16 protein-coding genes and 1 pseudogene are annotated in these 19,894 nt (G+C 74.1%); 9 read left to right on the top strand and 8 right to left on the bottom strand.

What is annotated here, in order from left to right; genetic code table 11:
• Positions 1-117 precede the first annotated feature (117 nt).
• Positions 118-597: a DUF2267 domain-containing protein gene (locus A949_RS0125520; RefSeq protein ID WP_019358883.1), complete on the bottom strand. Its 480-nt coding sequence runs from the start codon at positions 595-597 to the stop codon at positions 118-120.
• Positions 598-1,376: 779 nt separating this feature from the next.
• Between A949_RS0125520 and A949_RS0125510 the strand changes: the two genes are divergently transcribed.
• Both A949_RS0125510 and A949_RS34560 read left to right on the top strand, forming a co-directional pair.
• A complete protein-coding gene (locus A949_RS0125510; protein WP_019358881.1) occupies positions 1,377-2,126 on the top strand; it encodes a hypothetical protein in 750 nt (249 codons plus the stop codon).
• 288 nt (positions 2,127-2,414) lie between these two features.
• Positions 2,415-3,005, top strand: a complete 591-nt coding sequence (locus A949_RS34560; protein WP_019358880.1) for a universal stress protein — start codon at positions 2,415-2,417, stop codon at positions 3,003-3,005.
• A 91-nt stretch (positions 3,006-3,096) separates the two neighbouring features.
• Here the strand turns inward: A949_RS34560 and A949_RS0125500 are convergent, their stop codons facing one another.
• The 3 genes from A949_RS0125500 to A949_RS34550 form a co-directional block, all read right to left on the bottom strand.
• The gene (locus A949_RS0125500) at positions 3,097-3,660 is read right to left on the bottom strand and encodes a type 1 glutamine amidotransferase domain-containing protein (RefSeq protein ID WP_019358879.1); all 564 of its coding nucleotides are present in this window, start codon (positions 3,658-3,660) and stop codon (positions 3,097-3,099) included.
• 205 nt (positions 3,661-3,865) lie between these two features.
• Positions 3,866-4,561: a D-glycero-alpha-D-manno-heptose-1,7-bisphosphate 7-phosphatase gene (locus tag A949_RS34555; RefSeq protein ID WP_019358878.1), complete on the bottom strand. Its 696-nt coding sequence runs from the start codon at positions 4,559-4,561 to the stop codon at positions 3,866-3,868.
• 292 nt (positions 4,562-4,853) lie between these two features.
• Positions 4,854-5,618: a formylglycine-generating enzyme family protein gene (locus A949_RS34550; protein ID WP_019358877.1), complete on the bottom strand. Its 765-nt coding sequence runs from the start codon at positions 5,616-5,618 to the stop codon at positions 4,854-4,856.
• A gap of 122 nt (positions 5,619-5,740) precedes the next feature.
• Between A949_RS34550 and A949_RS0125485 the strand changes: the two genes are divergently transcribed.
• The 4 genes from A949_RS0125485 to A949_RS34545 all read left to right on the top strand — a co-directional run bounded on the left by A949_RS0125485 (position 5,741) and on the right by A949_RS34545 (position 10,690).
• Positions 5,741-6,955: a threonine synthase gene (locus A949_RS0125485; RefSeq protein WP_019358876.1), complete on the top strand. Its 1,215-nt coding sequence runs from the start codon at positions 5,741-5,743 to the stop codon at positions 6,953-6,955.
• Complete coding sequence (locus tag A949_RS0125480; protein ID WP_019358875.1) at positions 6,952-7,581, top strand: helix-turn-helix transcriptional regulator; 630 nt, start codon at positions 6,952-6,954, stop codon at positions 7,579-7,581. Before A949_RS0125485 ends, A949_RS0125480 begins: the two co-directional genes overlap by 4 nt.
• Before the next feature lie 278 nt (positions 7,582-7,859).
• Positions 7,860-8,519 carry a DUF4232 domain-containing protein gene (locus A949_RS0125475; RefSeq protein ID WP_019358874.1) on the top strand — a complete coding sequence of 220 codons (660 nt, stop codon included), beginning with the start codon at positions 7,860-7,862 and terminating at the stop codon, positions 8,517-8,519.
• Between the two features lie 518 nt (positions 8,520-9,037).
• Positions 9,038-10,690, top strand: coding sequence for a BCCT family transporter (locus A949_RS34545; RefSeq protein WP_019358873.1), 1,653 nt, complete (start codon positions 9,038-9,040; stop codon positions 10,688-10,690).
• A 167-nt stretch (positions 10,691-10,857) separates the two neighbouring features.
• Here the strand turns inward: A949_RS34545 and A949_RS0125460 are convergent, their stop codons facing one another.
• Together A949_RS0125460 and A949_RS0125455 are read right to left on the bottom strand one after the other, a co-directional pair.
• On the bottom strand, positions 10,858-11,568 hold the full coding sequence (locus tag A949_RS0125460; RefSeq protein WP_019358872.1) for a DUF4232 domain-containing protein: 711 nt from the start codon (positions 11,566-11,568) through the stop codon (positions 10,858-10,860).
• Positions 11,569-11,763: 195 nt separating this feature from the next.
• Complete coding sequence (locus A949_RS0125455; RefSeq protein WP_019358871.1) at positions 11,764-12,807, bottom strand: hypothetical protein; 1,044 nt, start codon at positions 12,805-12,807, stop codon at positions 11,764-11,766.
• A gap of 330 nt (positions 12,808-13,137) precedes the next feature.
• Here A949_RS0125455 and A949_RS35735 point away from each other — a divergent pair, with 330 nt between their 5' ends.
• Both A949_RS35735 and A949_RS0125445 read left to right on the top strand, forming a co-directional pair.
• Positions 13,138-13,557, top strand: a complete 420-nt coding sequence (locus A949_RS35735; RefSeq protein WP_019358870.1) for a hypothetical protein — start codon at positions 13,138-13,140, stop codon at positions 13,555-13,557.
• A gap of 5 nt (positions 13,558-13,562) precedes the next feature.
• Positions 13,563-16,154: a DUF4132 domain-containing protein gene (locus A949_RS0125445; protein WP_019358869.1), complete on the top strand. Its 2,592-nt coding sequence runs from the start codon at positions 13,563-13,565 to the stop codon at positions 16,152-16,154.
• 27 nt (positions 16,155-16,181) lie between these two features.
• Here the strand turns inward: A949_RS0125445 and A949_RS0125440 are convergent, their stop codons facing one another.
• The gene (locus A949_RS0125440) at positions 16,182-18,506 is read right to left on the bottom strand and encodes an MMPL family transporter (RefSeq protein WP_019358868.1); all 2,325 of its coding nucleotides are present in this window, start codon (positions 18,504-18,506) and stop codon (positions 16,182-16,184) included.
• 100 nt (positions 18,507-18,606) lie between these two features.
• Complete coding sequence (locus A949_RS0125435) at positions 18,607-19,263, bottom strand: DedA family protein (RefSeq protein WP_026005031.1); 657 nt, start codon at positions 19,261-19,263, stop codon at positions 18,607-18,609.
• 132 nt (positions 19,264-19,395) lie between these two features.
• Here A949_RS0125435 and A949_RS38270 point away from each other — a divergent pair.
• Positions 19,396-19,894, top strand: a pseudogene (locus A949_RS38270) (sensor histidine kinase); the annotation flags it as partial.

Genomic DNA, 19,894 nt, shown 5'->3' with positions numbered 1-19,894 from the left:
TGCGGGGCGGGGCGGGTGCGTTGCGGCGCCCGCCCCGGGACCTGCCCCGGCCTGCCGTCGGATGCGGGCGGGTCCGTCCCGGCGCGGGCCCGTCGTTCTCCGTCCCGGTGACGGCGGTCAGGCCGCGCGCGGTGCGGGAGCGGGCTGCGCGGGGGCGGCGGGGCGGGTGAGTTCGGCCCGGCCGAAGAGCAGCGCGTACCCGGCGGGGAGCCGGTCCAGGATCCGGGCGATCAGGTCCTCACCGGCGAGCTTGGCCACCAGTTCGAGCACCGTGCCGGTGTCCCAGCGTGCGGTGGCCGGGGTGCCGCCGGTACGGGAGGCGAGGTCGGCGACGAACTCCCAGCCGGTGAACCGCTCGGGCTCGTGGGCCGTAGCGGTCAGGAAGCGCGCGGCCTCCTCCGGGAGCACGCCGGCGAGTTCGGTGCGCTCCTCCTCGGGCAGCCGCCGGCCGAGCGAGGTGAGGACGGCGTGGAGCACCGCGTCGGCCCGTTCGCGGGTGGGGTAGGCGCCGTCGTAGCGCACCCGCTCGACGAGCCGGTGGTACGTCATGGCCGCTGTGACGGGGGCGTCCTGGGGCTTGATCTGCGTCAGTGACACGTCTCGGTCTCCGGTTGTGTTGAGGCGGCGCGCATCCCGGGCCCGGCCCCGGTCACATTTCCGGGGAGCGGGCCGACGGGCTTCTCGTACGCCGGACGAGCGGACCGGCCGCGGGAGGGGAAGCGCTCTTCCCCTCCCGCGGGCCGCCCGCCGTGCTCGGCACCGCGCCGCCGCGAGAACTCAGTGGACTCGGTAGCTGATCCGCGTGCGTCCGGCTTCGTCGCCGGTGGTGCTGTGGACGGCCTCGGCGGGTGCGAGCCGCCGGAGGCCAGGTGCGTCCGCCGCGGGAGCGGCCTGGACGCCTCGGGTGGTGGCCGGCCAGGTCCCGGGGAAGTCCGGTGGCCGCCCGCTGCGCTGGGCGCGCAGGGTGTCGGCGGCCGCGCGGCGGGGTTCCGCCGGGCCGGCGTGGGTGCTGCGTCCGGCTTCGGTGGCGAACGCGTCCGGGGCGTCCCCCGGAGGGTGGAGCGCGGGTACGTGGCCTGCTCGGCGACGCGCGGCACCGCACCGGCGGGCGTCCGCCGGACTCGCGGCCGACCGGGGCCGATTGCCGCTCGCGCCCGGGAACTGCGGCGTGCGGCGGTCGGGCTCGGGGCACGGATCGGTGCGCATCACTGTTACGAACACCTCCGATGAGCCTGGGCAGTTTCTCCGTGTTCCGCCTATGCGCTGCACCTCGTTCTCCTTGTATCATGTCGTCAGAATGATGACAAGTGCGGTTGTCGCCCTGTGGACGACGTGCGAGGGGGAGGATCCCCGTGCCCACACCTGAAGAACAGCCGATGCCGACACAGCCGGTGCCGAACGCCGGGAGCGCTCCCGCACCCGTCTCCTTCCCCGCCGCCGCGACGGCGCTGCACCGGATCCAGGACGCGGTGCGCAGCGCGCAGACGGCCGCCGCCGGCCACCGCACGCCCCCCGGTCCGGAACCCGGGCTCCCGCCGGCCGACTGCCGGCAGGCGCTGGCCGCGCTGCTGACGCTCCGACAGGTGCGCGACCAGCTGGCCGGATGGGAGACCGCGCTGATCGAGACCGCCCGTACGGCAGGGGCGAGCTGGGCCGAGTTGGCCGCGTCGCTCGGCGTCGCCAGCAGGCAGGCGGCCGAACGCCGCTATCTGCGGGGCCGTCCCGGGGTCCCCGGCGCCACCGGCGAACAGCGGGTGCGCGCCACCCGCGAACGCCGGGCGGCCGACCGCACGGTGGCGTCCTGGGCCCGGGACCGCGCCGTCGACCTGCGCCGGCTCGCCGGCCGGATCACCGCGCTGCCCGACCTCCCCGCCGCATCCCGCACCCTGCTCGCCGGGGCGCTCGCCGACGGCGACGCGGCGCGGCTGCTCGGCCCGCTGCTGGACAGCCGTCCGCACCTGGCCGGACGGCACCCCGAACTCGCGGAGTGCGTCGACGCGCTCGCGCGCGACGCCGGGCGGCTCCGACGGGACGCCGACTCCCGGCGGCCGGACGCCGCGGCGGGCGGCCGGGCAGGCGCCCGTCCGCAGCCGCCCCCGGAGGAGCCGGCCGGGCACACGGCCTGACGGGCCGCCCGCCGAGTGCCTCGCGGGGTGCCGGGGGCGTCCGTCCCGCGCCCGTCCCCGGACGGCGGGACGGCGGGACGGCGCGGCGGGTGGACCGGCGCGGCGGGTGCACCGGCGGCGCGCACGCACCCGCCCCGGCGCCACCGTGCACGGCGTCCGCAGTCCAGTTTCACCGTATTGGCCCTGTCGTATCAGTCCAATCAGGGCCAGACTCCGCTGTGCAGTGACTGTTGGACGTGCTGCGACGGCGAAGAGATCGGACGGGGCGACACGCAGGAGGGGTGAGTGATGAGTGGCGGATCCGGCGCCGCCGGACGGAGCGGAGCGACGGCGGGGAGGGGCGGCGGTGGCGCGGCCGGACCGGGCCGGCTGGTCGTCGGGGTGAGCGGTTCGCTCGCGAGTCTGGCGGCGCTGCGTGCCGCCGCGCGGGAGGCGGCCTGCACCGGCCGCCCGCTGCTGGCGGTACTGGCCTGGGAGCCGCCGCGCGGCGAGACCGGGTACGTGCTGCGGCCGGATCGGATCTGGGCCGAGAACTGGCGCCGGGAGGCCCGCGCGCGGCTGGACCGCGCCTTCGACGAGGCGTTCGGCGGCGACCCTCCGGGGGTGGCCGACGTCGAGCGGCGGCTGGTGCGCGACCGGCCCTGGCGCGCCCTGTGCGCGACGGCCGACGGTTCGGACGACCGCTTGGTCATCGGGGTGCGCGGCGCGCGCTGGGGGCTGTTCGGGCGCGGCGGTACGGCCCGCCGCGTCCTCACCCGCGCTCGCTGCCCCGTGCTCACGGTGCCCGCACCGCGCTTCCCGGTCCTCCTCCGCACCCGGTTGCGGCACGCGAGAGCGGTCCACTTCCTGTCCGGGGGATCCGGCCGGGCAGCCGTCTGACGCCGGGCCCGCCCGGCCCGGGGCCGCGGGCCGTCGTCCGTGCGGCCGGCCCGCCGCACGGAGCCGGGGGGTGGTCGGCCGGTGCGGAAGGTCAGGCGAACTGGGGGGTTCTGGCCCTGGCCAGCTGTGCGACGAGAGCCGCGCAGAAGGCCGGCAGGTCGTCGGGTCCGCGGGTGGTGACGAGATTCCCGTCGATCACGACCTCCTCCTCGACGACCTCGGCGCCCGCGTTGCGCAGATCCGTGCGGATGCTGGGCCACGAGGTCAGCCGCCGGCCGCGGACCACCTCCGCCTCCACCAGCGTCAGCGGACCGTGGCAGATGGCCGCGACGGGTTTGCCGGTGCGCATGAACTCCCGGGCGAAGCCGACCGCGTCGGGATCGGTGCGGAGCTGGTCGGGATTCATCGCGCCACCGGGCAGCAGCAGCGCGTCGTAGTCGTCGGCGGACGCCTCGGCGGCCGTCCGGTCCACCGTGAGGGTGCCGGCCGGGTCGATGTCCATCTGGCGGGCGTTGATCTCCCCGGTGTGCAGCGCGATCACCTCGGTCCGCGCCCCGGCTCCGTGCAGCGCGCCACGCGGCTGCTCCAGTTCGATCCGCTCCACGCCGTCGGTGGCGAGCAGGGCCACCCGTGTGCCGTGCAGTTCGGCCGTCATGATGCGGCTCCCTTCGGAGTTCCGGGGATTTCCGCTCGTAGCGCGGCGAACCCGGCCGCGTGCGGTCCCGACACACCTTTCTGTGCAAGCCTCTCATGTCTGCAAAAGCTCTCAAAACGGTCAGATGCTGTTGTGATCGTCGCATGATGAGTCCGGGCGACGCTCCGCGTCGCACCCCGGCCCCGCCTCCCGGCCTCCGGCCCGGTCAGCGTCCGTCCGGAGCGCCGACCAGGGCCCGGACCGCGGCATCCAGACGCGCGGCCGTGCGGGGCGGAGCGCCGGACCGGCCGAGGTGCCCGGCCCGCACGAGCACTCCGGTGGCACCCGCCCGATGTGCGGCCCCCAGATCGGCGGTGCGCCCGCCGACCACCGCGGTCTCCGCCGGGCGCACGCCCAGCACCCGGCACGCGGCGAACACCAGACCGGGCTCCGGCTTCCGGCACGCGCAGCCGTCCTGCGGCCGGTGCGGGCACACGGCGGTCACCGCGAGGGGTCCCAGCAGCGCCTCCATCCGCGCATGCAGCGCGTCCAGCTGCTCCAGCCGCAGGGCTCCGCGTCCGATGCCGGGCTGCTCGCTCACCACCCCCGCGTGCACTCCGGCGGTGCGCAGCGCCTCCAGCGCCTCGCGCGCCGAGGCCAGCGGGCGGATCCGGCCGGGATCGGTGTTGTGCGGCACCTCCTCGACGAGGGTGCCGTCCCGGCCGAAGAGCACCGCCCGGGGCCGTCCGCACCCCGGCACGGCCCGGCACCGGCCGGAACTCGTGTGGGGGAGCCGCACCAGCGGCTCCTCGGGGCCGTCCTGGTACCAGGACGCGGTCACCGTGCGCAGCACGACCGCCGCCGGACGGGCGCCCCCGGCCCTCGCGGGCGCCGCCCTGCGCGCGGACGCCGGGCCGCTCATGCGGGACCGCGCCCGCCCGCGCCCCGGCACACGCGCGGTGCCGGCCGCTTCCGCGGGCCCGGGCGGACCGGCACGTCCGGAAGGGCATGCCGCAGGCCGGATGCCGACGCTGTGGGCGCATTCATGGACACTCCTGCGGTCACGGACGCCGTGCGCCGTCGCACGGGCATCGCGGCGGGCGGTGGGATGCGGAGGTGCACGAGGCCGAAGGACGCCGAGGGGTGCCGAGGGATGCCGAGGGGTGCCGAGGAGTGCCGAGGGGTGCTGAGGGGTCGAGGGGGCTTCGCTGTCCTCAGCCTGCGGGTGCCGGACGGGTGCCGCAACCGCCGGCGGTCCCGTCGCCGCCTCCTGCGGCGGAGCCCCGGGCGACCCGGAAGCCCACGTCGTCCACCCGGAAGGCGGGATGGCTGCGGCGCCGCACCGCGGCCCGGCAGCTCCAGTGCTCGTCGAACCAGCCGCCGCCCCGCAGTACCCGGTAGCCGCCGTACACCTCGGGGTCGTACAGGTCCCAGCACCAGTCCCAGACGTTGCCGAGCATGTCGTACAGGCCCCACGCGTTGGGAAGCCTGCCTCCCACCTCGTGGAGGCGCTCCTGCGAGGTGCCGCGGTACCAGGCGATCTCGTCCAGCGGCCCGTAGCGCGGTCCCGAGGTCCCGGCGCGGCAGGCGTGCTCCCATTCGGCCTCGGTCGGCAGCCGGTACCCGTCGGCGTCGCGGTCCCACTCGACGCCGGAGTCGTCCTCGTCCCCGCGGTGTCCGGCGGCACCGTTCGGGGCGGCCCGCAGCCGGTAGGCGGGTGTGCGGCCCTCCCGGCGCGAGAGGGCGTTGCAGAACCGCACGGCGTCCCACCAGTTCACGCCCTCGACGGGCAGCCGGTCCCCGTGTGCGGTGCTCGGCCGCTCGCCGGTGATCCGTGCGTACAGCTCCTGGGTGACCGGGTGCGCGGCCAGCCGGTACGGCGCGAGGTCGACCGACCAGCTCCGCCGCGTCCGCCGGTCGGACAGGGTCACCCGTCCCGGGGGTATCGCGACCAGCTCGACCTGCGTGTCCGCTTCCATGATCAGGTGACCCTACCGGTCGGCCAGGCCTGGCGCTGCCTGGACGAAGCGTCTAATTTTAGATTCCGCGTCCAATTCTGGGCGTGCGGTCCCGCGGAACCTCCGGCAAGGGAGCAGTTCTCATGTCCACCCCCTCCCAGGACGACCCCCAAGCACCCCCGGCAGCCCCGGCGCGCCACCTGCGCGATCCGCGCTCCGGACGCCGCTACCCGCTGGACCCGCTGCGCTGGCGGGGGGACGACGGCACACCGCTGCTGGTCTCGCCGGCGCGCGCACCGGGGCCGGCCGACATCGTGACGGCCGACCGGTCGCTGTGGCGCTACCGGGCCGCCCTGCCCCCGCTGCCCCCGGTCAGTCTGGGCGAAGGGTGCACTCCGCTGCTGCCGCGCACCTGGGGCGGCGTCGAGGTCGGCTTCAAACTGGAGTGGTTCAACCCGAGCGGCAGCTTCAAGGACCGCGGCAGCAGCGTGATGATCTCCGCGCTGGCCGCCCAGGGGGTCGACCAGGTTCTCGAGGACAGCTCCGGCAACGGCGGCTCCTCGGTCGCCGCGTACTGCGCCGCCGCCGGCGTCGGCGCCACCATCCTCGTCCCCGCGCACACCTCACCCGCCAAGACGCTGCAGGCCACCGCCTACGGGGCCCGGGTGACCCCGGTGGACGGCGACCGGGACGCGACAGCCGCGGCCGCGCTGCGCCGGGCCGAGCAGACCGTCTACGCGAGCCACAACTGGCACCCGTACTTCCTGGAGGGCACCAAGACGCTGGCCTACGAGATCTGGGAGGACCTCGGCTTCCGCGCCCCGGACGCCGTGGTCACCGTCGCCGGCGCGGGCAGCACCGTACTGGGCTGCGATCTGGGGTTCGGCGAACTCCTCGCCGCAGGGCGGATCGCCGCCCTGCCCCGGCTCCTGGTGGCCCAGCCGGCCAACTGCGCGCCGCTGCACGCCGCGTTCCACGCCGGGGCCGACGCGGGGGCCGACGCCGAGACCGGGGCCGACGCCGGGCAGGGCGCGCCCGGGGCCGGGCGGTGGCGGCCGACGCTGGCCGAGGGGACGGCCATCAAGGAGCCCGTCCGGCTCCCCGAAGTGCTGGCCGCCGTCCGCCGCTCGGGCGGTACCACGGCCGCCGTCCCGGAGGAGGACATCGCCTCGGCCCTGCGCCGCCTCGCGGCCACCGGACTCTACGCGGAGCCCACCAGCGCCACGGCCGCGGCCGCCGTCGAGCTCTTCGCGGCGCGCGGCGAACTGCCGCCGGGCGGCACCACGGTCGTCATCCTCACCGGCTCGGCTCTCAAGGCACCGACGGCGACGGCGCAGATCATCGAGGGGACACCGTGAGCGACACCGAGGACGAACTGCTGCTGCGCGAGGCGGAGAAGATCGTCACCGCCGTCGGGCGGATGTTCCCCGGCCTGTGCGAAGCCGTGCTGCACGATCTGCGCGACCCCGACCACGCGGTGCGCGCCGTGGAGAACAACCTCTCCGGCCGCCGGATCGGCGACCCGGCCACCGAACTGGGCCTGGCCCGGATCGCGGACCCCGGCCACCCCGAGGTCCTGCAGAACTACCCCAACCGGTTCCCCGACGGCCGCCCCGCCAAGAGCACCTCGGTCGGCATCCGGAACAGCGAGGGCGCCTACATCGCCGCCGTCTGCCTCAACCTGGACGTCTCGCTGCTCTCCACCCTCACCCGGGGCCTGGAGCAGTTGCTGCGCACGGAGGACCACCGGCCGCCGGTCACCGAGACCCTGCGCGCCCGCACCCTGGACGAACTGCGCGGTGTCGCGGAGTCCTTCGCCGCCGCCCGCGGCACCACTCCGCGCGCCCTGGCCACCGCCGACCGCGTCGCCCTCGTACAGGCCGTGCAGGAGCAGGGGTACCTCGAACTCAAGGGCGCGGTGCCGGCCCTGACGGGTCTCCTCGGGGTCTCCAGGGCCACGGTCTACAACGACCTGCGCCGCTGAGACGGCGCCGGGCCAGCGGACCGGGCCGCGGCGCCGGGGCGGGGCAGGGCGAGGAAGGGCGAGGAGGAGCGAGGAAGGGCGAGGAAGAGCGAGGAGGAGCGAGGAAGAGCGAGGAAGGGGTGCGGGAGCGGTGGGCCGGCGTGCGGAGGCAGGCCGTGTGTCACAGGCGTGTAAGAGGGGCGGCCGGGGGTGAACATCCCACGCGCCGGGTGGATCAGAGCCCTCAGTAGACATCCACCGTGCCGAGCGGACGGCACCCACTGCACAAGGAAGAAGCGATGCGCGCTCAGAAGCTCACCCTCGCCGCCCTGGCTCTCGCCGCGGGGCTCTCGCTCACCGCCTGCCAGGGGGAGGACTCGACCGCCACGTCGGACGCCTCCGGCTCCGCCTCCTCCTCGTCGTCCGGATCCGGCCATGGCGCGGAGTCGGGCGGGCAGGCCACGACCGGCGGCGCCGAGACCTCCGACGACGGCGACGGCGGCGGGGGCGACGCGAAGAACGTACGGTCCGCTCCGGGCGGCGGAACCGGGAAGATCACCGCCGGGCGCTGCCGGACGTCGGACCTCCTCTTCGACACGGCCCACGGCATGGCCGAGGGCGACCTCGTGGTCAGCTTCAGGAACATCGGCGGCGACGCCTGCTCGCTCAAGGGCTTCCCCGGTGTCGACCTCAAGTCCTCGCAGGCCGGCGCGCCCCTCAGCGCCGAACGCAGCGACCGCACCGCCCCGGCCGTCGCCCTCGGATCGGGCGAGGAGACCCGCTTCACCCTGCACTGCCCGCCGAACGACACCGGTGGCTCCGGCGTCCCTGTCAGCAGCATCCTCGTCACCCCGCCCGGGGAGACCCACTCCAGGGAACTGCCGGTCGGCATCAGCGTGCCGGCCAGGCCGGGTGCCGCCGACCGCGTCACGGTCGACCCCGTCGGCACCGGCAAGTAGCAGGAGGACCGGCCGCGCAGCCCGGCGCCGTGTCCCTGCATCCCGGTACGCCCCTGCAGCCCCGTACGCTCCTGCACCAGAACGCCCCGGCGGCCGGCGGACCCGGCCGCCGGGGCGTTCCGGCCGGTGCCGGGCGGCCGAGCAGCCCGGTCGGCCGGCGGCCGGCCACCGGCTGTTCGCACTTCTCCTCTTTGCGTATGTGTGCGGATCACCTTGATGCCGTGCCCGTGCGGCCGTGCCCACAGTGCTCCGACCTCTCCGGTCCTGCCCCTGAGGCTGCCGGTGTCATCCGCCCCCGCCACCGCGTCCGGGGAGTCAATACCGCTCCCTCACAGGGCAGTTACTCACATGATCACGAATGTGCAACAGAAGAGTCCAGGGGATGCGGTGCTTGATCGGGAGTGCCACCATCAACGCTCAACGCGGCCGGGGCGATCATTGGCGAACGCACATCTTCTGGCATCAGCCCGGCCCGGCGCGCTTCAGTGCACTCCCTCCCCGTCTGTTGGGACAACTCCATGCTGGACAAGCTGCAACGCAGGCTGGGTCTGCGGACCGACGCGGTCATCTTCTTCACCTCGGCGGCGCTGACGGTCCTGTTCGTCGCCACCACCATCACGCTGACCGACCAGGTCGACAGCGTCTTCACCGCGGCCTCGGACTGGATCCTCACGAACCTCGGATGGTTCTACATCCTCGGCGTCACCACGTTCGTGCTCTTCCTGATCTGGATCGCGCTCAGCCGCTACGGACATGTGCGACTGGGCGGGCAGCAGGCGCGCCCCGAGTACAGCAACGGCGCGTGGTTCGCGATGCTCTTCGCGGCGGGGATCGGCACCATCCTGATGTTCTGGGGGGTCGCCGAACCGATCAGCCACTTCGCCGACCCGCCCGAACAGGGCGTCAAGCCGGAGTCGAACTCGGCCGCCGAACGGGCGATGGCGTTCGCCCTCTACCACTTCGGCCTGCACACCTGGGCCATCTTCTGCCTCCCGGCGCTGGCCTTCGCCTATTTCGTCTACCAGCGCGGCCTGCCCTTCCGGGTGAGCTCGATCCTGCACCCGCTGCTCGGCGACCGGATCAGCGGCCCGATCGGCAAGACCGTCGACGTCACGGCCGTCGTGGGCACCCTCTTCGGGGTCTCGGTCTCCATCGGGCTGGGCACTCTGCAGATCAACAGCGGTCTGAACGAACTCTTCGGAGTCCCGGAGAACAAACTCGTCCAGGTCCTGCTGATCGCGGGCGTGACCGCGATCGCGACGGCCTCCGTGGTCAGCGGCCTGGACAAGGGCATCAAGATGCTGTCCAACGTCAACATCCTGATGGCCGTCGGCCTGCTGGTCTTCGTCCTCGTCGCGGGGCCGACGCTCTTCATGGCCAAGGGCATCGTCGAATCGACCGGCACCTACCTCAGCTCGGTGGTGCCGCTGTCGTTCTGGAACGACACCTTCGCCGACACCGGCTGGCAGGGCAGCTGGACGGTCTTCTACTGGGCCTGGACCATCACCTGGTCGCCGTTCGTCGGCATCTTCGTCGCCCGCATCTCCAAGGGCCGCACGATCCGGGAGTTCGTCCTGGGCGTGCTGGGGCTGCCCACCGCCTTCACGGTGATCTGGTTCAGCATCTTCGGCATGGGCTCGTTCGACATCGAGATGAACGGCCCGGGCGGGCTGGTCAAGGCGGTCGTGGACGACGGGGACGTGCCCGGCGCGCTCTTCACGTTCCTGGACAACTACCCGGCGGCCACCTTCGTCTCGGCGCTGTCGGTGCTCATCGTGGTCATCTTCTTCACCACCTCCGCCGACTCCGCCTCCATGGTGGTCGACATGCTGTGCGAGCGGGCCGACGAGAAGCAGCGCACCCCCACCCGGCAGCGCGTCTTCTGGGCCGTCATGCAGGGCGTGGTCGGCGGCACCCTGCTGGCGGCCACCGGGAAGAGCGGGCTGGACGCCCTCCAGCAGGTCATCACCGTCATCGGGCTGCCCTTCTTCGTGATCGCCTTCCTGGTCATGTTCTGCCTGCTCCGGGCGCTGAAGGCGGACTTCCCCGAACTGGGCCGCAGCCCGTACGCCGGGAAGCCGAGGACCTCGGAGCCGGAGCCGGAGCCCGCCGGGTCGCCGGCGGCCGCCGCGGAGCAGTCCGCGGGGCCCGCCAAGGACCCGGTCGGCTGAACTCCCGCCCGACACCCACGCGCGGCGCCGCCGCGCAGCGGACCTGAAGGACCGGGGGCGGGGCGGGGACGGAGCGGATGTCCGTCCCCGCCCCGCCCCCGGTCCGGGCGGGACCGCGGCCGGTGCCGACGGGAGCGCCACCGGCCGGCGGGAGCGGCCCGGCGGGGTCAGCCCACGCCGACCGGGTTGACGAAGGTGCCGGGCCGGGTGGCGCCGGACTGGTCGACCAGGGCACCGCCGTAGGGCCAGTCCAGCGTGACGTGGGTGGTCTCGTCGGGCGGGGTCAGCAGGACCTTGCTCACCCGGAAGGGCTTGGGGCCCTTCATGTCCTGCGGCAGCGGCAGGACGTTCATGGAGACCATGGCGGTGTCCTCACCCGGGTCCAGGGTGAGGGTGCTCGGCTTGTCCGAGGAGCGGCGCAGATCCCAGGTGTCGCCGGAGTCGCTGACCAGGCGGACACCGGGGAAGCCGTACACGGTGCAGGTGCGTCCGCCGCTGTTGGTGAGCCGGATCGAGGCGATCTGCTGCTGGTCGGCCTCCATGTCCGGGGCGCCGCCGTGCGGGCCGCCCCAGGAGTAGCGCAGTTCGCCGGTGTGGCAGCGCTTGCTCTCCCGGGTCCGCGCGGAGGCGGGATTCACCGCGTCGGTCCGCGAGCCCTTGACGGCCGTCTTCTTCACCCCGTCCACGGCGTCCTGCGAGTCCTTCTGCGAGCCGCCGTCCTGCGTACCGGAGGAGGAGTCCGCGGCCGACCCCGAGTGCGCAGCGGCCTTGTCCGACGATCCGGACGACGCGTCGCACGCGGTCGCTCCGGCGCCGACCGCGAGGGCGGCCAGCACGGCGGCGGTGCAGCGGACGGCGCGATTGAGCTTGGCGGTCATGGTTCCTCATTTCCGGCGCCGGGCTTCTCCCGGCGCACCCGTGGCGAGTGCGTCGTACGGGAGGTGTGATGGCCGCCGCGCGGCGCGAGTTCACGGGACTGTGTCCGGAACGTGTAACAGCCCCGCGCCGTCCCGCGCCCCTGCTGCCGGTACCTCCCCGAGCCCGCCGCCCGCCACGGCCCGCCGTCGTCCCGGTCAGCCGGCCGGGCGGCCCTCGGGCGCCGTCACCCGCAGCTGCCGCAGCAGACCGCCGTAGTCCTCGTCGTCGTCACCGATGAAGATCGGGAAGGCGCCGTCCACCAGCGCCACCCCCTCCACTTTCAGCCCCGAGCTGCGCGCGAGCAGCTGCGGCCGCATCGGGACCAGCTCCGCGCCGAGGGGCCCGCCGGGACGGATCCTGGCCGCACGGTAGACGGCGCTGTCGAAGGGGCCGAGGTCACCGGGGTCGTACGCGGCGGAGATGTACAGGTTGCCCGCGTCGTCGATGTCCATGCCGGAGGCGGGGCGCGCCCCCGGCGGCTGGGCCGCGGTGAAGGGGACCGACACCCACTCGGTGCCGAAGGTGAGCCGGCCGCTGCGGCTGATCCTGAGCCGGGTCATGCTGACGAGGGTGGTGTCGCTGCCCTCGGCGCGCTCGGCGTACACGAAGTAGTGGTGCCCGCCGACGGTGGCGACCGCGGTCGCCTCGACGTTGACCAGCGGCCGGGGCGTTCCGGGCCAGGGCGCCGAACCGGCGATGCGGATGTTCAGACGCCGGTCCCATCGGGCCAGATAGATGGTGGGGTCGGGATCGTCGCCGTCGGCGTTGCTCTCCACCAGCAGCGCCTCGTCGCGGCCGGGTACCCGGGCGATGCTCTCCAGGTCGTTCGGCACGCCGGGGAAGTCGACGTCGAGTCCCCGCACGTCGATCCCCCGCGGGTCGACGGGGGTCCGCACGAGTGACAGGCGCGGCAGGTCCCGCTCGGCGTCGTTGTCCCGGGTGTCGTGGCACACGAGGAAGACCTCGCGCGGCTCTTCGTCCCCGCCCGGCACAGTGGCCCTCTCCCGCGTCGCGAGCCAGGCGATGCCGCTGAACTCGCGCGGGGCCCTGACCTCGCCGTGGTCCGACCCGGAGACCTGCCCGTCCGCTCCGGCCGCGGAAGCGCCGGTGGCGCCGTCGAGCGCGCCGACCGGCAGTGCGAGCACGGCGAGCCCGGCGGCGGCGGGCAGCAGACGGCGAGTCAGGAACCGACGTGGCATGGCTTCTTCGTCCTCCCGTGCGCGGGCAGGAGAAACCCCTGCCGGGGCCCTGTCCGGCCCGGACGAAACGTACGACACGGCGCGGCGGGCCGCCCGGAAGCGCTCTCGGCGTTTCGGAGCACTCGCCGCGAATGCCACGGGATCAGCGGCAAGGAGGCCGGCCGTACCGGCATCAGCAGGCGCACGGCCCTCGTGGCCGCTGCGCAGCCGGCCCACCGGACCGATCGGCCACCGCGCCCCGCACCCCGCAGCACGTGTCGTCGAGGCATCGCCCCCGCCCGCTCCCGGCCGCGCATACGGATGTCGGAGGGGAGGGCTACCGTTGCGGCCGTGATCGACGTCGAGGTGCGCAGCGCGGCACCGGGCCCGCCCGGCGACCGCCCGCCGACGGTGCTGGTACGGCTGGACGGTGACCGGACGACGGCGCGAGAGCTGATCCGGCGGGCGGTCGAGGAGCAGATCCGGGAGCTGCGCACCGACGCGGCCCGCAGCCGGCGCACCCTCGACCGCCACTACCTGTCCGAGGACGACGTCCGGACGCAGGCCGCCACCGGCGTGATCAGGATGCCGCGGCAGCCGGCCGATCCGGACGTCCCCGAGGAGGTGTCCCGGGCACACCGGGCCTTCGCCCGGGGGACGTTCGCGGTGTTCGCCGGCGGACGGCAGGTCGCTGACCTCGACGAGGAGATCACGCCCCGGCCCGGTGAGCCGGTGGTGTTCCTGCGGCTGGTCGCACTGGCGGGAGGCTGAGCACGGTGGAGCGTTCCCCCTCCGCGGACGACCTCGACATACCGGAGGACTACCGCGGCGTGGTCCGCGAGCAACGCAAGGCGCTGTGGCGGCTGGTGGACCGGGCGCGGGCCGCGGCGCGGGCCGACGACCCGAGAGGCCTGCGGGAGCTCGCCGAGGAGATCCGCTCCCGGATCGAGCAGGGCGACGACCGGGCCCTCGGCAATCTCACCCCGCACCTGGCCGACCTCGTCGCCGCACTCGACGTGCTCTACGACGCCGCCTTCCCCGCCGGCCGCGGCGACGACGTCACCGCACTGCTGGCCGCACCGTGGCCGACGGCGCACCGCAAAGCCCTCCTCGCCGCCTTCCTCGGCTGCGACGTCCGGCACCGGCTGCAGTTGGACGAGGTGGCGGAGCGGGCCGTCGCCGCCACCGACACCCGGTTGCTGGGGGTCCTGATCCGTACCCCGCTCGGCACCCTGCGGCGGGAGACCGTCGCGCGGATCCTCGACGCCCTGCACCGGGCCGGTGCCCTGGAAGCGGACCTGGTCGAACGAGCCGTCACCGACGACCCCTATCTCGGCCTCGCCCTCGCCGGCCGCTCACCCACCGACGAGGCGACCGGCTCGTCGCTCGCCTGCCGGGACGCGGTACGCACCCACGTCGACGCGCTGACGTGGCGGCTCGTCTCCGCACCGGAACCGGCCGACTGGGACGCGCTGCCCAAGGGGCCGGCCCCGCGCGGACTGCGCTTCGTCCAGGCCGCCCTGGCCTGGCAGGGCGACCCCCGGGTGGCCCGCCACCTGGGCGCGGCGGAACTCACCGACGAGGAGCGCACCGCCCTGCCGGACCTGCTGCGGGACCGGTCGCCGGAGGAACAGCGCCGGGCGTTCGGCTGGCGGCGGCGCGCCGGGGACGCCGACGCGCTGCTCCCGCTGTTCGGCCTGGAAGGGGCCGGTCCGCTGCTGCGTCTGATCCGGGCGATGCCGGACGGCGTCACCCGCCAGGACCGGGCCGCTCTCCTGACAGCGGTCGAGGACGCCGGGGCCGACACCGCGCGGCGCCTGCTGGAACACGAACCGAACGAACTCGTCTCCGCGGCCCTGGGCGAGAACCGGGCCCAAGTGCTCAAGCGGGTCAGACACCACTCGTTGCAAGGGATCGCCGCGTTCGGGATGCTGCCCCTCGCCGCCCACGAGACGGTGCTCGACCGCTATCTGGCGCTGCGCGACTCCGCGAAGAAGGGCGCCTTGCTGGGCCCGAACCGCAGACACAGCCACGCCGCCGCGATCGCCGTCGCCCTCGACCACCTGGCCCAGGTGGCGGGCGCACCGGACGCCGGCCGGCTCGAATGGGACTGCGAGGCGCGGCTCGCCGAAGAGACCCCCACCGAAGCGGAAGCCGGCCCCTACCGGATCGCGTTGCGGTTCGACGGAGCCGACCCCGTCCTGACGGTCAGCCGGGCGGGCAGGACCCTGAAGTCGGTGCCGGCCGCCGTCCGCGCCGACCCCGGCTACCAGGAACTGCGTCGGCACCAGGGCCGGTTGCGGGAGCAGGCCCGCCGGATGCGGACCGGGCTGGTGGAGCGGCTGGTCGCCACCGCCGGGACACTGGCCCCCGACGAACCGGACCGGCTGCGCTCGCTGCCCGCCGGCGCGGCGATGCTGCCCGCGCTGCTCTGGCGGGACCGGGCAGGCACCATCGGCCTGCTGGACGAGGTCGACACGACCGGCCCCGTCACCGCGGTCCACCCTGTCGAACTGCACGAACGGGGCCTGCTCGCCCACTGGCAGCAGCAACTGGTGCGGCGCCGGCTCCGCCAGCCGGTCAAACAGGCGTTCCGCGAGCTGTATCTGCTCACCCCGGCCGAGCACGAGGCAGGAGATGTCTCCTGGCGGTTCGCCGGCCAGACGGTCGACGGCAAGGTCGCGGCTCAACTGCTCTCCGGCCGGGGCTGGTCCACCCACGGCGAGTACGACGACCACCAGGCCACCCGCACCGTCGGCGGCGGCCTCGTCGCGGCGCTGGCCTGCGAGTTCAACGGCTACTTCGGGATGGGCGAGGTCCGCGTGGGCGGGCTCCGCTTCCTGACCGGCGGACCTTCCGCCCCCGGCCGCCGAGGTGCCCCGGCCGGACCCGACAGCGCCGGCAGCCCGGTCCCCCTGGCCGACGTACCGCCAGTGGCGTTCTCCGAGGCCATGCGGGACCTGGACCTGGTGGTGTCGGTCGCCGGCACCGTGCCGGAGGCGTACCAGTCCCCGGCGCAGGCTGTGGGCCGGGCACAACTGCTCGCGGCGCTCGTCGCCGACCTGGGCCTGGCCCGGGTCGCCGTCGAAGGGCACACGGCCGTCGTCCGCGGCACCCGGGCCACCTACCGGGTGCAACTGACCAGCGGCAGCATCCACGTCGAGCCGGCCGGCCACCTGTGCGTCGTGCCCGCCTCCTTCGGCACCACGGCACACCGCCGGCTCTTCCTCCCGTTCGCCGACGAGGACCGGATGACGAGCATCATCCTCAGCAAAGTGCTGCTGCTCGCCGAGGACGAGCAGATCACCGACCCCTCGATCCTCACGCAGCTGGCCTCCCTCACGGCCGCGGCCGGGCCCGACTCCTGACCTGGCCGGGCGGCTGCCGCGGTCGGTTCACGGGGTGTCCCGGCGGTGCCGGCCGGGCCGCGGCTGCTGTTGCGGACGGCCGCCCTCCCGGGCAGGTGGCGCGAGCCCGGCCGGCTGGTGGGCGCCTTGCCGGTGCGACTGCTGGGAGGCGAGCCGCGCGGGCTGCGGCCGGCCCTCGGGCAGGAGCCATGTCGGTTCGGGCTGAGCCGCCGCGCCGCCGCCGCTGCCGGATATCCCCCCGGGCCACCAGTTCCACCTGCCGAGCGCCGTCATCAGCGCGGGCAGCACGTAGACCCGGATGATCGCGGCGTCCAGCAGGATGGCCGCCGCGAGCCCCACGCCCAGCTGCTTGAACTCGACCATGCTCAGTGTGCCGAAGACGGCGAACACCCCGACCATGACGATCGCCGCGCTGGTCACCACTCCCGCCGAGCGCGTGATGCCCGCGCGGATCGCCGCCCGCACCGGGGCGCCCTCGAGCGCGGCTTCGCGGATCCGGCTGACCACGAAGACGTGGTAGTCCATCGAGAGCCCGAACAGCACGACGAACAGGAACAGCGGCAACCACGAGACGACCGCACCCGAACTGGTGAAGGCGAGCAGGCCCTCCGCCCAGGTGTGCTGGAAGACGGCGACCAGGACACCGAACGAGGCGGCGGCGGAGAGCAGGTTCAGCAGGATCGCGGAGAGCGCCACCGCGAGCGAACGGAAGATCAGCACCATGGTGACGAAGGTCAGCAGCAGGACGAAGCCCACCACCCAGGGCAGCCGCGCCTCCAGATGCCCGGTGAAGTCCACGCCCTGTGCCACCTTGCCGCCGACCGCGCTCTCCGCGTCGGGCACGTCGTTCACGGCCTGCGGCACCCAGCCGCGCAGCACGTCCAGGGACTCGCGGGCGCCGTCGCTCTCGGGCCGGTGGGGCGTGCCGATGTCGACGGTGTGCACTCGGCGGTCAGCCGACTCCTCGATCGTCGGAGTCGAGTCGTGTGCGAACAGCCCGTCGTCCGCGGTGCGCTCCAGCAACGCCTCCAATGCGGCCTTCACCTCCTCGGCCCGGCCGGCGGGTGCCCGGACGGCGACCTGGTGCACGGTGCCCTTGCTGGGGAAGGCCTCGGTCAGCCGGTCCATGGCCCGCACCACCGGGATGTCGCGGGACAGGTCGTCGGAGCCCGGCTGCTTCAGCTTCATCCCGAGGGCGGGCGCGGCGAGCAGCAGCAGCGCGCCCACCGACACCACCAGTGTGGTCAACGGCCTGGACAGCGCCGGGCGCAGCAGCGCGGGCCACACCCGCGACTCGCCGGGCCGCAGGGTCAGCCGCCACAGCACCGGCACCTTGGGCTTGTCGACCCAGCGACCGAGCTTGGCGAGCAGGGCGGGCAGCACGGTCAGCGAGGCAAGCACGGCCACGGCGACGACGATGATCGAACCGGTGGCCAGCGACGCGAAGGTCGCCTCGTCGGCCAGATAGAGCCCGGCCATCGACACGATCACCGTGGTGCCGGACACCACCACGGTGTGTCCGGAGGTCTCCGCCGCGATCTCGATCGCGTCCACGTGGGACTTCCCCGCGCGGCGTTCCTCGCGTTCCCGCTTGAGGTAGAAGAGCGAATAGTCCACGCCCACGGCCATGCCCATGAGGAGGATGACGTTGCTGACCGCGCTGGTCTCGGGCAGCACGTGAGAGGCGAGCGTGGAGAGCCCGATGGCGGCGCCGACGCAGGAGAGGGCCAGTACCGCGGGCACGCCCGCCGCGGTGATCGCACCGAAGACGACGAGCAGGATCAGCAGCGTCAGCGGAAGGCTGATCAGTTCGGCCCGCTCGAAGTCCTCGCCGAGGGTCTCCGACAGACCCTTCGCCGTGGACCCGGTGCCCACCTCGTCGACCCGCAGGCCCTCGTGACCGTCCTCGACGGCCGTGCCCGCTTCGAGCAGGGGCCCGACCCGCCGGTCGGCGTTCTCCGTGTCGCCTTTCATGGTGACGGGGACCAGCAGCGCCTTGCCGTTCGGCGAGAGGACCGGATCGCCGACGCTCTCCACTTCGGCGAGCGCCGTCATCCTCCGGACCACCTCCGCTGCCGCCGCCTGTCCGGCGGTCCGGTCCAGCTCTCCGCCGTCCTCGGCGGTGATCAGTACGTTCTCCTCGGGCTTCTCGGGGAAATCCCCGGAGTGCACGATTCGTCCCGCCCGGCCCGACTCGCCCACCCCCGATTCCTCGTCGCTGATCGCATTGGTGCCGACTGCTCCCCCCAGGAAGAGGCACACGGCGACGAACGCAATCCACAGCCCGATGGCGGACCAGGGATGTGCGGCGCTCCATCGTGCGATCCGCAGTGTTGCCGGTTTCTTCGGCACGTCTTTCCTTCCGGTAGGGCGAGCCCGACGCGGGAAGCCGGTCGGACCTCGAGGGCAGAGAGCTGGATCGGATGAGGTGAACGGCCGGTCAGGGGACGCGTCAGCCGCCGGCGCGACGTCCGCCGCTTTTGGCCTTCACCAGGCGGAGAACGGCGAAGCCGAGGACGGCGAGCGCGGTGGCGCCCAGGACCGCCGTGGAGTAGGTCCCGGCGAGGTCGGTCACCTGGTGCCAGCGCTCGCCGAGCAGGTAACCGGCGAGGACGAAAAGCGCGTTCCACAGGGCGCTGCCGGCCGTGGTCAGGGCCAGGAAGAGCGGAAGGCGCATCCGTTCGATGCCTGCGGGGACGGAGATCATGCTGCGGAAGAGGGGAATCATCCGTCCGAAGAAGACGGCCTTGGTGCCGTGCCGTGCGAACCACGCCTCGGCGCGCTGGATGTCGGAGACCTTCACCAGAGGGATCCGGGCCGCCGACGCCACCATGCGCTCCCGGCCGAGAAGGGCTCCGAGCGCGTAGAGGGACAGCGCGCCGGCGACCGAGCCGGCGGTCGTCCACCACAGCACCGCGGTCAGCGAGAGATCCCCCCGGGCGGCGGCGAACCCGGCGAGCGGCAGGATGACTTCGCTCGGCAGCGGCGGGAAGAGGTTCTCCAGCGCGATGGCCACGCCCGCGCCCACGGCGCCCAGGGATTCCGTCAGATCGGCGGCCCACCCGGCGACGCCGCCGGCCGGCAGCTGAGAAGCAGCATTGATGATCACGCCGTCGACGGTAGAAAGCGCAGGGGCGGGCCGGTATGCGGACCGCCGCACGGCCGGCTGGGGAAGGGCACAGCGGAAGGGTGCGGTTTTCCGCAGTCCCCGGGAACGCCCGGTGCGGCTAGCGTGAGGGCTATGCGCACATTGAGACGCCGGTGGTTCCGGGTGACCGTAGGGGTTCTCTGCGGTGCGCTGTCAGCGCTCGCCGAACTGGTCCTCGTGCTCGCGGGCGGTCTGTGGTCGCTCGCCGTGTCGGGCGGGCGCACCGGTACCGGCCCGCCGCGCGGGGTGGCGGTCACAGCCGGACGGCTGGCCTGCTGGGAGCGCCGACGGATGTCCGTCTGGTACGGAACCGACCCGGCCGTGCCCGCCGGCGGGAGCGCCGCCTTCGCCTATCTCGCGGCGCGGTGCGGCGTCGGGCTGCTGGGCGGCGTCGTCCTGCTGGCCGCGGCCGTCGGCGCCGGCTACGCCTCGTTCCTGGCATGGGGCTGGTTCGTCCTCGCGGAGATCGAGTATCCCGCGACTGTGCTGCTGTCCGCTCTCGGCGGGCTGTTCCTGCTCTTCCTGTGCGCTCAGGGCCTGCACGGGGTGGCGTCGCTGGACGCACACCTCGCCCGGCGCTTCGCCGGCGGGA

This window comes from Streptomyces sp. AA1529 (genome assembly GCF_000280905.1).
Taxonomy (GTDB): Bacteria; Actinomycetota; Actinomycetes; order Streptomycetales; family Streptomycetaceae; genus Streptomyces.
This window is presented reverse-complemented; position numbering and strand designations above follow the sequence as displayed.

Bases quoted from the DNA above. Each gene is read 5' to 3' on its own strand.
- A949_RS0125510 (WP_019358881.1), top strand. From the start codon at position 1,377: ATGCCGACACAGCCGGTGCCGAACGCCGGGAGCGCTCCCGCACCCGTC.
- A949_RS34560 (WP_019358880.1), top strand. From the start codon at position 2,415: ATGAGTGGCGGATCCGGCGCCGCCGGACGGAGCGGAGCGACGGCGGGG.
- A949_RS0125500 (WP_019358879.1), bottom strand. From the start codon at position 3,660: ATGACGGCCGAACTGCACGGCACACGGGTGGCCCTGCTCGCCACCGAC.
- A949_RS34555 (WP_019358878.1), bottom strand. From the start codon at position 4,561: ATGAGCGGCCCGGCGTCCGCGCGCAGGGCGGCGCCCGCGAGGGCCGGG.
- A949_RS34550 (WP_019358877.1), bottom strand. From the start codon at position 5,618: ATGGAAGCGGACACGCAGGTCGAGCTGGTCGCGATACCCCCGGGACGG.
- A949_RS0125485 (WP_019358876.1), top strand. From the start codon at position 5,741: ATGTCCACCCCCTCCCAGGACGACCCCCAAGCACCCCCGGCAGCCCCG.
- A949_RS0125475 (WP_019358874.1), top strand. From the start codon at position 7,860: ATGCGCGCTCAGAAGCTCACCCTCGCCGCCCTGGCTCTCGCCGCGGGG.
- A949_RS34545 (WP_019358873.1), top strand. From the start codon at position 9,038: ATGCTGGACAAGCTGCAACGCAGGCTGGGTCTGCGGACCGACGCGGTC.
- A949_RS0125460 (WP_019358872.1), bottom strand. From the start codon at position 11,568: ATGACCGCCAAGCTCAATCGCGCCGTCCGCTGCACCGCCGCCGTGCTG.
- A949_RS0125455 (WP_019358871.1), bottom strand. From the start codon at position 12,807: ATGCCACGTCGGTTCCTGACTCGCCGTCTGCTGCCCGCCGCCGCCGGG.